Origin of the sequence: Allobosea vaviloviae, from assembly GCF_001298265.1 — a bacterium.
In the GTDB taxonomy this organism is placed as follows: domain Bacteria; phylum Pseudomonadota; class Alphaproteobacteria; order Rhizobiales; family Beijerinckiaceae; genus Allobosea; species Allobosea vaviloviae_B.
The window spans coordinates 161741-174765 of record NZ_LGSZ01000048.1 but is presented as its reverse complement, the minus strand read 5'-3'; the positions used below and the strand labels follow the sequence as shown (position 1 = coordinate 174765).

Below are 13025 nucleotides of genomic sequence, written 5' to 3'. Positions count from 1 at the left end.
AGGGCGGTGCTAGACTTCCCTCATCCGTCTGCTTCGCAGACACCTTCTCCCCCGGAGGGGAGAAGGAAAGCCTCACTTCTTGGCGGGCTTGATGTCCATCGCCAGCGTGTCCTCGTCGACGCGCGGAGCGATCGTGACTTTGTCCTTCTGCATCGCCCAGGCCGAGCCGACCGCGACGATCGGCAGGCGCGGACGGTCCTTGGCGACGATGGCGTTGGCCTGCGACAGGAAATCGTTGCGTTTGGTCTCGTCGAGCTCGACGGCGGCGTCCTCGATCAGCTTGTCGAGCGCGGGGTTCTTGTAGCCGAGCACGTTGAAGGCGCCGAGCTTCTTGGCCGGTTCGTTGGAGTGGACGACCGAGGACAGCGTGTAGTTGGCCTCACCGGTGAGCGTGCCCCAGCCCGACATCGCCAGCGAATACTCGGCGCGGGTCCGGGCCGGGAAGAACACGGCTGCGGTCTGCGCGTTGGCGGTCACGTCCAGCCCGATGCGCGCCAGCATCTGCGCGACGGAGGTGCCGACCTGGCGGTCGCCCGGCAGGCGGTCATTGGTGAAGGAGAAGGTGGTCTTGAAGCCGTTGGGGTAGCCGGCCTCCTCGAGCAGCTTCTTGGCCTTGGCGATGTCGACCTTCAGCGGCGGCAGGCTCTTGTTGAAGCCGGCGATGCTGGCGGTGACGAGCTGGTTGACCGGCGCGCCGAGGCCTTCCATCGCGATCTCGACCAGCGCCGGCCGGTCGATGGCGAGGTCGATCGCCTCGCGCACCTTCGGGTCCTGCAACGGGTTCTTGGGCAGGGGCGAGCCGTCCTTGGCACTGACCTGCGGGGACTTGTCCCGCATGTCGATCTCCATGTTGAAGACATAGACCGTGTCGATCGTCGCGACCGTCAGCTTCGGATCGCGCTTCAGCGTCGCGACGTCGGAGGAGGGCGCGCGCACGATGATGTCGACCTGGCCGGCCTTGAGCTGCGCGACGCGGGCGGCATCGTTCGGCAATTCCTTGCGGACGACCTTGGCCCAGGGCTCCTTCGGGCCCCAATAGCCGTCGAACCGGTCGAGCACGAGCTGGTCCTTCGGCGTCCAGGAGACGAACTTGTAGGGGCCGGTGCCGATCGCGGCCTTGCCGGAGTTGAAGGCCTCGTTGGCATTGTCCTTGGTCAGGCCGGCGGCAGCCTTGGCCGAGACGATGAACAGGCGGATGAAGTCGTTGGGCAGGTTCGGGGCCGGGCCGTCGGTGACGATATGGACCGTCAGCGGGTCGATGATCTTCACCTCCTTGACGCGGCGGACATAGATCGTCGTCGGGTTGGGGCCGGCAACGACGGGAATGCGCTCGATGGAGAACTTGACGTCCTCGGCCGTGAAGTCCGAGCCGTCATGGAACTTGACGCCGGAGCGCAGCTTGAACTCCCAGGTGTCGGGCGCGATCGCCTTCCAGCTTGTGGCCAGCCGCGGCTCGATCTGCAGCTTGTCGCCCGACCAGGTCAGCGTGTCGAAGACATGCTTCAGCGCTTCGGCATGGGTGCCGGTGGCGGTGAAGTGCGGGTCCATCGAATCGGGACCGGCCCGCACGCCGATGGTCAGGTTCTGGGCGAGCGCGGCCGTCGAGACTGAGGCTCCCAGCAGCAGGGCGAGCGCGGCGATGCGGGCGATCTTGGTCGGTGTCCGAGTCATCTTGATCGGTGTCATGATGCAGTTCCCTCTTTTTCTAAGTCTGTTGGCCAGGTCGGAGAAGCAATGACGAGCTTGTCCATCAGTTCGCAGAGCTGGCGCTGCTCGGTTTCGCTGAGAACCGAAAGCATCGCCGTTTGCTGCTGGATCATCAGCGGCATCGTTTCCTCGAAGATCGCGCGGCCGGGCGCCGTCAGATACAAAACGAAGCTGCGCAGATCGTCATGGTCGGTCTCGCGGCGCAGCAGCCGCCGATGCAGCAACTTCTGAATCGACCGGCTGAGCGTGTTCTTGGGCAGGCCCGACGAGGCGACGATGTTCTTGGCCGCGACTCCGTCGCGCAGGCCCACCGCGTAAAGAGCGACGAATTCGGGCCGGACCAGCCCGTAACGCGTCTCGATCCAGCGATAGACCGGATCGTTGAAGCGGAAGGCGATGAAGTTCAGCCGGAACGACAGCCAGCACGGGTTGTCCCACAGCTTGGTGACGGTCAGCGGGTCGAGATCCCGCAGCGCCTGCTCGCGCTCCGGATCGACACGTGACAGAGCCATCGGCGCACGCCGCATGCCCAGGCCCTCCCTGCTCCCGATTAGTTCCAAATGGAACTTGACGCTGTCGAAGGGCAGAGTCAAGGATGCAGGCAGTGAGGATGATGGAGCGGCGGTGGTCCCGCAAACCGTTTTTCTGTCTATCGCTCCGCGATCACCGCGAACCGCCCGAAATGACGACGTCATTTCGGACCGATTTCATCGGAAGCAAGGATCAGGCCGTGCGTGTTGCGCAGATGAACTGGATGCAGATCGAGGCGCAGGCGAAGCGCGACGATCGCTGCGTCCTGCCTTTGGGTTGCGTCGAGCAGCATGCCTATCTCAGCCTCGCGACCGACGCGATCCTGGCCGAGAAGGTGGCCAACGACGCGGCCGAGCCGCTCGGCCTGCCGGTTTTCCCGGTCCTGGCCTATGGCATGACGCCGAGCTTCGCCGCCTATCCCGGCACGGTGTCGCTGCGTATGAGCACCTATGTCGCCGTGATGGAGGACATCCTCGAGGCGTTCTACCGCTCCGGCTTCCGCCGCATCGTGTTGGTCAACGGCCATGGCGGAAATTCGCCGATCATGACGCTGGCGACCGAGTGGCTGGGCCGTCGCAGCGATGCCAGCGTGCGCTTGCACAACTGGTGGGCCGGTCCGCGCTTCCAGGCGGCGGTCCAGGCGGTCGATCCCGCCGCCTCCCATGCGTCGTGGATGGAGAATTTCCCCTGGACGCGGCTTGAGGGTGTCGTCATGCCCGACGCCTCCAAGCCGCCCTTCAACGCAGCCCTCTACCAGGCCGCCAACCCGGCCAAGAGGCGCGAGATCCTCGGTGACGGCAATTTCCACGGCCGCTACGAGCGCTCCGACAACGAGATGCTCAGCCTCTGGCAGGTCGGTGTCGAGGAGACGCAGGCCGCGATGACGGAGAACTGGCCGTGAGGGCTATGTCGTCATTGCGAGCGCAGCGAAGCAATCCAGACGGGTCCGCTCGACGGCCCCTGGATTGCTTCGCTGCGCTCGCAATGACGGACGGCTCCTGCCCTCACGCGGCCGTCTCGCCATGCTAGGCCACATCCTCGGCAGGTTGGGGCAGGCGCTGGTCGTCATGCTGGTCATGTCGGCGCTGGTCTTCGTCGGCGTCTACGCCATCGGCAACCCGATCGACGTGCTGATCGGGCCTGATGTCAGCCAGGACATCCGGCTCGACACGATCGCGCGCTACGGCCTCGATCAGCCGCTCTATGTCCAGTATTTCACCTTCCTCGGGCGTATCCTGCAGGGCGATTTCGGCCGCTCCTTCGTCTTCGGCATGCCGGTGCTGGACCTCATCCTGTCGCGTCTGCCGGCAACGCTGGAGCTGACGCTCGCGGCGGTCGTCGGCGCGGCCCTGATCGGCATCCCCGCCGGCATCTATGCCGGTTACCGCCCGGACGGTCTCGCCGCCAAGGCGATCATGACGATCTCGATCCTGGGCTTCTCGGTGCCGACCTTCTGGATCGGCCTCGTGCTGATCATCGCCTTTGCCGTCGAGCTGCAATGGCTGCCCGCCGGTGGTCGCGGCGCGACCCTGCCGCTCTTCGGCATCGAATGGAGCTTCCTGACCGCCAACGGGCTGAGCCATCTCCTGCTGCCGGCGGCCAACCTCGCCTTCTTCAAGCTCGCCTTGATGACCCGCCTGGCCCGCGCCGGCACCCGCGAGGCGATGCTGTCGGACACCGTCAAGTTCGCCCGCGCCGCTGGCCTCTCGGAATGGACGGTGCTGCGCCGGCATGTGCTGCGGCTGATCGCGATCCCGCTCGTCACCGTGTTCGGCCTCGAATTCGCTTCGACGCTGGCCTTTGCGGTGGTCACCGAGACGATCTTTTCCTGGCCCGGCATCGGCAAGCTGATCATCGATTCCATCACCTCGCTCGATCGGCCGGTGATGGTGGCCTATCTGATGCTCGTCTCCTTCGTCTTCATCATGATCAATTTCCTCGTCGATCTCGCCTATGTCGGGCTCGATCCGCGGCTGCGCCGGGCGGGTTCGCGATGAGCCGGATTTCGCCCGCAACATCCTCTCACGGGAAAGAGATTTCTCCGGTGGCCCGCTTCTGGGCCGAGTTTCGCGAGAGCAAGGTCGCAGTCATGGCGCTCGCCGTCGTCGTGCTGATGCTCGGCGTCGCGATCTTCGCGCCGCTGGTCGCCCCGCAGAACCCTTATGATCTCGCCAATCTCGTCCTGATGGATGCCCGCCGGCCGCCGGGCTTCGTCGGCTCGGCCGGCTACACCCATATCCTCGGCACCGACGCGCAAGGCCGCGACCTGTTCTCGGCGATCCTCTACGGCCTGCGCATCTCCTTGCAGATGGGCCTGATCGCCGGCTCGCTCGCCTTCGTCGTCGGCGTCACGCTGGGCGTCGGCGCGGCCTATCTCGGCGGGCGCTGGGAGGCCTTCATCATGCGGGTGATCGACCTCCAGCTCGCCTTCCCGGCGATCCTGCTGGCGCTCGTCCTCTCGGCCCTGCTCGGGCAGGGCAAGGCCCAGCTCATCGCCGCGCTGGCAGCGGCTCAATACGCCTATTTCGCTCGCACCGCCCATGGCGCGGCCTCGGCCGAGCGCGGCAAGGACTATGTCGAGGCGGTGCTCTCGACGCCGCTGCCGGCCTGGCGCGTGGTGCTCAAGCACATCTTCCCCAACTGCCTGCCGCCGCTGATCGTCGTCGCGACGGTGCAGGTGGCGAGCGCGATTGCGCTGGAGGCGACGCTGTCCTTCCTCGGCGTCGGCCTGCCCGTCACCGAGCCGTCGCTGGGCATGCTGATCTCGAACGGCTTCCAGTACATGCTGTCGGGCCGCTACTGGATCTCGATCTATCCCGGCATTGCGCTGATCGTGCTGATCGTCGCCATCAACCTCGTCGGCGACCGCATCCGCGACCAGGTCAATCCGAGGCTGAAGCGATGAACCGCGCTCTTCGTCATTGCGAGCGTAGCGAAGCAATCCAGGGGGGCGTAGAGCTCTGCCGCGCCTGGATTGCTTCGTCGGCTGCGCCTCCTCGCAATGACGGCAAAAGCCATCGGAGCCCCGCCGATGAGTGACACCCCCCTCCTCGAAGTCACCGACCTCGCCACCTTCTTCCACGCCCGCGCCGGCGTGGTGAAGGCGGTCGACGGCGTCTCGTTCAGCCTGGCGCGCGGCGAGGTCATGGGCCTCGTTGGCGAATCCGGTTCGGGCAAAAGCATCACCGGCTTCTCGATCATCGGGCTGATCGACCAGCCCGGCCGCATCGAGCATGGCTCGATCAAGCTGGAGGGCCGCGAGCTCGTCGGCTTGCCCCCGGCGGAGCTGCGCGCCATCCGAGGCAAGGCGATCTCGATGGTCTTCCAGGACCCGATGATGACGCTGAACCCGATGCTGACCATCGGCGACCAGATCGGTCTGGCACTCGAAGCGCATGAGAGCGTCTCAGGCGCCGAGCGCCGACAGCGTTCGATCGCGGCCTTGGCCCAGGTCCGCATTCCCGATCCCGCAACCAAGATCGATTTCTACCCGCACCAGTTCTCCGGCGGCATGCGCCAGCGCGTCGCCATCGCCATCGCGCTGCTGCACCGACCCAGGCTGATCATCTGCGACGAGCCGACGACCGCGCTCGACGTCTCGATCCAGGCCGAGATCCTGGCGGAGATGAAGGAGCTGGTCGCCGAGCTCGGCACCGCCCTGATCTGGATCAGCCACGACCTCGCCACGGTCGCCTCGATCGCCGACCATGTCTGCGTCATGCGCTATGGCCGGATCGTCGAGGCCGGGCCCGTGCTCGAGGTCCTGACGAAGCCGAAGCATCCCTATACGCAGGGCCTGCTCGATGCGCTGCCCTCGCGCGCCAGGCCTGGCGCCCTGCTGGCGCGCGGCGCCGGCACCGATGCCGCGCCGCCGCCCCGCCTGCCGCGTCAGGCCGAGACCGGCCGTCGCAGCGCCGACGTGCCCTATGTCGTCATCGACGCGGTCGGCAAGCGCTTCCAGCGCAAATCGGGCGTGCTGCACCTGCTGGGACAAAAGCTCGGCATTGCCCGCCCGCTGCCGCTGGTCCAGGCGGTCGATGCCGTCAGCCTGTCGATCGCGCGCGGCGAGGCCCTCGGTCTCGTCGGCGAATCCGGCAGCGGCAAGTCAACGCTCGGCCGCATGGTGGCCGGCATCTATGCGCCCGACAGCGGCCATGTCCTGCTCGATGGCGAGCCCGTGATGAGCGCGGGCGAGCGCCCCCACAAGATCACGACGCGCATCCAGACGATCTTCCAGGACCCCTTCGCCTCGCTCAACCCGCGCATGCGGATCGGCGACAGCATCGCGGAAGGCCCACTCGCCCATGGCCTCGTCTCTCGCGCCGATGCCGCAACCTATGTTGCGCAATGGCTGGCGGCCGTCGGGCTCGATCCCGCCTTCGCAGGCCGCTACCCGCATCAGTTCTCGGGCGGCCAGCGCCAGCGCGTCGCCATCGCACGCGCGCTCGCCATGCAGCCCGACGTCGTCGTCTGCGACGAGCCGGTGGCCTCGCTCGACGTCTCGATCCAGGCGCAGATCATCAATCTGCTGATCCGCCTGCGGCAGGAACTCGGCCTGACGCTGCTCTTCATCTCCCACGACCTCTCGGTGGTGCGCCATCTCTGCGACCGGGTCGCGATCATGCATCGCGGCCGCATCGTCGAGAGCGGCCCGGCCGGCGAGGTCTACGACAATCCGCGCGACGATTATACGAAGCGGCTGCTGGCGGCGGTGCCGGTCTTGCCGGTGGCGTGACCCTTCCGTCATTGCGAGCGGAGCGAAGCAATCCAGAAGGGCCACGGCGAGACGCTGGATTGCTTCGCTGCGCTCGCAATGACGGCGAAGACAGCAAAGGAGACCACATCATGTCCGAACCCGAACTTCTCCCCTGGCAGTGGCCGGAAGAGACCTGGCGCGCCAAGGTCGAGCGCGTCCGCGCCGGCCGCAATCTGAAGCCGGCAAAATGGCGGAACGGCGCCCGCTGCGCGGTCGCCCTCTCCTTCGACGTCGATCATGAGACCAACGAACTGCGCGACGGCGGCAAGTCGGTCGGGCGGCTCTCCTGGGGGCAATACGGCAATCGCGTCGGCATGCCCCGCATCCTCGATTTGATGAAGAAGGAGGACATCCAGGCGACCTTCTTCGTGCCGGCCGTGACGGCTTTGCTCTACCCCGACGAGCAGCGCCGCGTCATCGCCGAAGGTCACGAGATCGGCCTGCATGGCTGGATTCACGAGGTCAACACGGCGGTTCCACCAGACGCAGAGCGCGAGCTGCATCTGCGCTCAGCCGACACGCTGGAAAAGATCACGGGCGTCAGGCCTGTGGGCATGCGCACCCCCTCCTGGGATTTCTCGGAGGTGACGCTGTCGATCGAGCGCGAACTCGGCCTGCTCTATGATTCATCGCTCTTCGCCGATGACGACCCCTACGAGATCGTCGAGAAGGGCGAGCCGACCGGCATGGTCGAATTGCCGGTCGAGTGGATTCGCGACGACGCGGTCTATTTCAACATGAACCGCTTCCAGGCGCTGCGGCCCTATACGGCGCCCGAGGTCGTGTTCGACATCTTCCGGCGCGAATTCGACCGCGCCTATGAGGAGGGCGGGCTGTTCCTGCTGACCATGCATCCGCATGTCATCACCTACCGCTCGCGCATCTGGATCCTCGAAAAGCTGATCGCCCATATCAAGGAGATGCCGGATGTCTGGTTCGCCAGCCATGCCGAGATCGCCGCTTTCGTGAAGGCGGAATCCGGCATCTGAATTTCCCCGCTCAAGACCCCGTGCCGGGCATGCCTGGCACGGGATTGAGGTGGTTCCGGGCGGATGGCCCTGCCGCGATCTCTCGCGGCGCGGAACCAAGCCCGATTTCCGCCGTTTTTGGTTCAGGACGGGTTCAGCGCATCGGGTGCGTTCTGGCTCGCAGTTGAACTGGAAACGGATCTCATGACGCGTACCAAGAATTGGCTTCTGGTCGGCACCATCCTGCCCGCTATCGTGCTGGCGCAGGGCGGTTTCGCGGCTCCCACGACAACGCTGCCTCCGTCCTTCGACCTCGCTCAGGCGCCGCCGCCGGCTCCAGCCGACGACCAGCCCGGCCAGCCGCGCCGCGAACGTGCTCCCGGCGTGCCGCGAGCCCCCGGCGCTCCCGTGGCCCCAGGCGCACCGGGGCCGGCCGCGCCCGCAGCCGGTGCGCCTCCGGCGGTCCAGCGCCCGGTTGCGCCACCGGCCCCGTCCGCCGCTCCGCCCGCTGCTCCGCGTCCCCCTGTGCCAGCCCAGGCTGCGCCGCCACCTGTCCAGGCTGCGCCGCCACCCGCCCAGGCTGCGCCGCCCCCGGCCGCACCGCCTGCCGCCGCGCCAGAACCGCGCCGCGCGCCGCCGATCCCTGCGCCCGTCGCGCCGGCTCCGGGGCAAACGGCCCCGCGCCCGGTTCCGGTGCCGCCCGCCAATGGCGAGCCCGCTGTTCGCCCGACGCCCCCGCGCCCGCCGGCCGCCGATCCCGCGCGGCCTGTCCCACCTGCGGCGGCCCCAACCCAACGCGCGCCGGCCACCGCGCCTGCGCCCTCCGCGCCGACAGCGCCGCGCGCCGCTCCGCAGCCGGGCGCACCCCCGCAGCCCGCGCCGGCTCAGCCTGGCGCCCCGCTTGCGCCACACACGGCGCCTGCACCCCAGACCGCACCCGTGCCGCCGGCGGCACCGCAGGCAGCACCTCCCGCCGCAGCGCCTCCGCAGCCCTCGGCTGCTCCTGCTCCTGCGCCAGCGCCGCAGGCCGCGCCAGCAGCCCCGCCTGCGGGCAGGGCACCCGGGGCTCCCCCGCGTGACGGCCGGTCTCGCCCCGGCCAGACGCAAGCCGTGCCGCCCGCTGCTCCCGGCGCAGGTCCCGGCCAGCCACCGGCTCCGGGCCAGCCGCCGGCCGCGGCTCCCACTGTGACTCCCGGTCAGCCGTCCGCTCCCGGCCAGCCGCCCGCAGTCGATCCGCGCCAGGGTCGTCGCGGCGGAATCGGGCTCGGTGGCGCTGCTGCGATCGGTGCCGGCGCGGCGATCCTCGGCGGCATCATGGCGACGCAGGGCGCCGATCAGCTCGAGGACGTACGTGGCCGACGCGAGGAGCGGCGCGAGGGCGACGTCACCATCATCCGCGAGCCGGGCCGGACCATCATCCGCGACGACGACCGCACGATCATCCGCCGCGACGAGACGCAGCGCTTCCGCGATCTCGGGCTGGAAGGCCGCACCGAGCGACGCGGCGGCGAGAACCGGACCGTCTTCGAGCGAGCCGACGGCAGCCGCATCGTCACCGTGACCGACGCCGATGGCCGCCTGATCCGGCGCACAAGGCTCGATCGCGACGGGCGAGAGGTCATCATCATCGACAACACCAGGCGTGATCGGCCCAGCGATCGCTTCTCGGACGAGATCGTCGTGCTGGAGCGGCCGGCCCTGCGCATCCCGCGCGATCGCTACATCGTCGATGCGGAACAGGCCGATCAGCAATTGATCTACGAGACGATGGTGGCACCGCCGGTCGCGCCGATCCCGCGCCGCTATACGCTCGACGAAGTGCGCTATTCGCCGGACCTGCGGGCGCGGATGCGCAGCGTCGACGTCGACAGCGTCACCTTCGAATCGGCCTCGTGGATCGTTCCCGCCGGTCAGGTCCAGCGCCTCTCGGTCATCGCGGAGTCGATCCGGCGTGCGCTGCAGCGCTCGCCCAACGAGGTCTTCCTCGTCGAGGGTCATACGGACGCCGTTGGCCCCGACATCGACAACCTGTCGCTCTCGGACCGCCGGGCCCAATCCGTTGCCGAGATCCTCACCAAGGACTTCGGCGTACCGCCCGAGAACCTCACGACGCAAGGCTATGGCGAGCAATATCTCAAGGTCCCGACGCAGGAAGCGGAGCGCCAGAACCGCCGCGTCACGCTCCGGCGCATCACGCCGTTGCTGGCAGGGCAGGGCGGCTGATCGGCCGCGAATTTGGAAAGACACGGAAAGGCCGCCGCGAGGCGGCCTTTTTGATGCCGCATCGGCGGAACCGCGAAGACGCCCGCGTCGTTTCATCCCAGGCGAGGCCAATTCTGGCCATGGGGTGAGACGACAAAGGAGCAAGCCGATGCCTGTTCGCAGCAACCTTTTGGCCGGTGCCCTCATGATCGGCGTGGTCGCCGTCCCGGCCATCGCCATGGCCCAGACGAAGGTGGTGGCTCCGTTGCCGCCGATGTCCCGCCCGCACACGCTCGCCGCTCCGCAAAAGCCTGCACCGGTCAGGATCGATCCCGACGCGGCCCTGGTCGAGAGCGCCATGGCCCGCAGCCGGATCGAACGCCGCCAGCAGGCTCAGATCGCACAGCCCCGCCTCGACCGCGACGTGCCGATGCCGCGCCCGGTCCAGTCGATCATCGCACCGTGAGAACACCAACGGAACGCGGCTTTCGCCGGCCTGCGATTCACGATCGGTCAACGTCATCAGCCTATGCCAGGGGCAGGAGGCGCGTTCATGAGTGATTCCCTCGCCATCGTCCAAAGCTTCGCCGTGACCCAAGCCAGCGCGACGCAGCAGGTGCTGCAGACCGAATTTCTGCGGCAGCAGGCGCAGGCCGATCAGTCCGTCGTCGCGCTGCTTCAGCAGAGTCTGGAGCAGACGCAAGCCGCCTTGCCGGCAGGGCAGGGACAGGCCGTCGACATCACCGCCTGAGACGGTTGCACATCGTCATACATCCGCCTAACCTCGCGCTCGTTCCGAGGGGTGCTCGCAAGAGCTGAGATGGCCTGATGGCCGAACCCATCGAACCTGATCCGGGTCATGCCGGCGGAGGGACTGGAACGCGGCGCCGGCATATTTGCGTCCGCATCACAGCACTAGACCGCTTCGACGCCGGATCTCCTGACCCTTGAACCAAGGCGGAGATCCCATGAACACCCACACCAAACCCCCACAGCAGAACGCCGAGTCCATCAGCAGATTCGGCGCGCCGACCGGCGTGACGACCGGGCCGATCATCGGCTCGCGCAAGATCTACGTGCCGACGCCGCAGGACCCCTCGATCCGGGTGCCGTTCCGCGAGGTTGCTCTGACGACCGATTCAGAGCCCGCGGTGCGCATCTACGATCCCTCCGGCCCCTTCACCGAGACCGATGTCACCATCGACCTGAATGCTGGGCTGCCGCAGATCAGGCGCGACTGGTTGGCGGCGCGTAGTTTCGACACCGTGCCGGGCCGGGCGGTGACGGCGGCCGACAACGGTAACATCTCGCCGCAGCAGACGGTGCCGGCTTGTCCGGCGGAGCGCCCGGTCCTGACCGCGCGCGACGGCCAGATGGCGACGCAATATGAATTCGCCCGCGCCGGCATCGTCACGCCGGAGATGATCTATGTCGCCCATCGCGAGAATCTCGGCCGCGCCGCGATGCTGGAGGGCGCCAGGGAGCGCCATGCCGATGGCGAGAGCTTCGGCGCGAGCGTGCCGGAGTTCGTCACGCCCGAATTCGTCCGCAGCGAGATCGCGCGCGGGCGCGCCATCATCCCCGCCAACATCAACCATCCCGAGCTGGAGCCGATGGCCATCGGCCGCAACTTCCTGGTCAAGATCAACGCCAATATCGGCAACTCTGCCGTGACCTCGGGCGCGGCCGAAGAGGTCGAGAAGCTGGTCTGGGCGATCCGCTGGGGCGCCGACACGGTGATGGACCTCTCGACGGGCCGCAACATCCACAACATCCGCTCCTGGATCATGCGCAACTCGCCGGTGCCGATCGGCACGGTGCCGATCTACCAGGCGCTCGAGAAGGTCGGCGGCGACCCGGTCAAGCTCGACTGGGAGGTGTTCAAGGACACGCTGATCGAGCAGGCCGAGCAGGGCGTCGACTACTTCACCATCCATGCCGGCGTGCGGCTGCCCTACGTCCCGCTGACCGCCAGCCGCGTCACCGGCATCGTCTCGCGCGGCGGCTCGATCATGGCGCGCTGGTGCCTGGCGCATCACAAGGAGAGCTTCCTCTACGAGCGTTTTGAGGAGATCTGCGACATCATGCGGCGCTACGACGTCTCGTTCTCGCTCGGCGACGGATTGCGTCCTGGCTCGATCGCCGATGCCAATGACCGCGCCCAGTTCGCCGAGTTGGAGACCTTGGGGGAGCTCACCAACGTCGCGTGGAAAAAGGGCTGCCAGGTCATGATCGAGGGCCCCGGCCATGTGCCGATGCACAAAATCAAGGAGAACATGGACAAGCAGCTGCGTGAATGCGGCGAGGCGCCCTTCTACACGCTGGGGCCGCTGACGACCGACATCGCGCCGGGCTACGACCACATCACCTCGGGGATAGGGGCGGCGATGATCGGCTGGTATGGCTGTGCGATGCTCTGCTACGTCACGCCCAAGGAGCATCTGGGTCTCCCCAACCGCGACGACGTCAAGACCGGTGTCATCACCTACCGGATCGCTGCCCACGCCGCCGATCTCGCCAAGGGCCATCCGGCCGCGAAGATCAGGGACGACGCGGTCTCCCGCGCCCGCTTCGACTTCCGCTGGGAGGACCAGTTCAACCTGGCGCTCGACCCCGACACGGCGCGTGCCTATCACGACGAGACGCTGCCGAAGGACGCCCACAAGGTCGCGCATTTCTGCTCGATGTGCGGGCCGAAATTCTGCTCGATGAAGATCACCCAGGATCTGCGCGCCGAGGTGCTGGCAATGGGCGACAACGAGTGCGCCACTCTCGAAGCGATGGCGTCGGAGGGAATGGCGGCCAAGTCGAAGGAATTTCTCGACAAGGGCGCCAGCATCTATCTACCTGCGGCGCCATGA

The 13025-nt window shown here is 67.4% G+C and carries 11 protein-coding genes and 1 riboswitch; of the genes, 9 read left to right on the top strand and 2 right to left on the bottom strand.

What is annotated here, in order from left to right:
- Nucleotides 1-72 precede the first annotated feature (72 nt).
- Both AE618_RS17000 and AE618_RS16995 read right to left on the bottom strand, forming a co-directional pair.
- Complete coding sequence (locus tag AE618_RS17000; RefSeq protein WP_248310915.1) at nucleotides 73-1686, bottom strand: ABC transporter substrate-binding protein; 1614 nt, start codon at nucleotides 1684-1686, stop codon at nucleotides 73-75.
- Entirely contained in the window at nucleotides 1683-2402 is a 720-nt protein-coding gene (locus AE618_RS16995) for a MarR family winged helix-turn-helix transcriptional regulator (protein ID WP_082365347.1), read from the bottom strand. The genes AE618_RS17000 and AE618_RS16995 overlap by 4 nt, the downstream gene beginning before the upstream one ends.
- 35 nt (nucleotides 2403-2437) lie before the next feature.
- Between AE618_RS16995 and AE618_RS16990 the strand changes: the two genes are divergently transcribed.
- The 9 genes from AE618_RS16990 to thiC all read left to right on the top strand — a co-directional run bounded on the left by AE618_RS16990 (nucleotide 2438) and on the right by thiC (nucleotide 13025).
- On the top strand, nucleotides 2438-3139 hold the full coding sequence (locus AE618_RS16990) for a creatininase family protein (protein ID WP_054210487.1): 702 nt from the start codon (nucleotides 2438-2440) through the stop codon (nucleotides 3137-3139).
- Between the two features lie 121 nt (nucleotides 3140-3260).
- Nucleotides 3261-4235, top strand: coding sequence for an ABC transporter permease (locus tag AE618_RS16985; protein WP_054210251.1), 975 nt, complete (start codon nucleotides 3261-3263; stop codon nucleotides 4233-4235).
- Entirely contained in the window at nucleotides 4232-5143 is a 912-nt protein-coding gene (locus tag AE618_RS16980; protein ID WP_054210250.1) for an ABC transporter permease, read from the top strand. The genes AE618_RS16985 and AE618_RS16980 overlap by 4 nt, the downstream gene beginning before the upstream one ends.
- 126 nt (nucleotides 5144-5269) lie before the next feature.
- Entirely contained in the window at nucleotides 5270-6973 is a 1704-nt protein-coding gene (locus tag AE618_RS16975; RefSeq protein WP_054210486.1) for a dipeptide ABC transporter ATP-binding protein, read from the top strand.
- A gap of 110 nt (nucleotides 6974-7083) precedes the next feature.
- The gene (locus AE618_RS16970) at nucleotides 7084-7983 is read left to right on the top strand and encodes a polysaccharide deacetylase family protein (protein ID WP_054210249.1); all 900 of its coding nucleotides are present in this window, start codon (nucleotides 7084-7086) and stop codon (nucleotides 7981-7983) included.
- A gap of 1164 nt (nucleotides 7984-9147) precedes the next feature.
- Nucleotides 9148-10185 (top strand): OmpA family protein, encoded by a 1038-nt coding sequence (locus tag AE618_RS28850; RefSeq protein WP_248310914.1) that lies wholly within the window; start codon nucleotides 9148-9150, stop codon nucleotides 10183-10185.
- Nucleotides 10186-10333: 148 nt separating this feature from the next.
- The gene (locus AE618_RS16960; RefSeq protein ID WP_054210248.1) at nucleotides 10334-10630 is read left to right on the top strand and encodes a hypothetical protein; all 297 of its coding nucleotides are present in this window, start codon (nucleotides 10334-10336) and stop codon (nucleotides 10628-10630) included.
- An 87-nt stretch (nucleotides 10631-10717) separates the two neighbouring features.
- Complete coding sequence (locus tag AE618_RS16955) at nucleotides 10718-10915, top strand: hypothetical protein (protein ID WP_054210247.1); 198 nt, start codon at nucleotides 10718-10720, stop codon at nucleotides 10913-10915.
- Nucleotides 10916-10952: 37 nt separating this feature from the next.
- Nucleotides 10953-11056: riboswitch (TPP riboswitch) on the top strand.
- Nucleotides 11057-11132: 76 nt separating this feature from the next.
- The gene (gene thiC, locus AE618_RS16950; protein ID WP_054210246.1) at nucleotides 11133-13025 is read left to right on the top strand and encodes a phosphomethylpyrimidine synthase ThiC; all 1893 of its coding nucleotides are present in this window, start codon (nucleotides 11133-11135) and stop codon (nucleotides 13023-13025) included.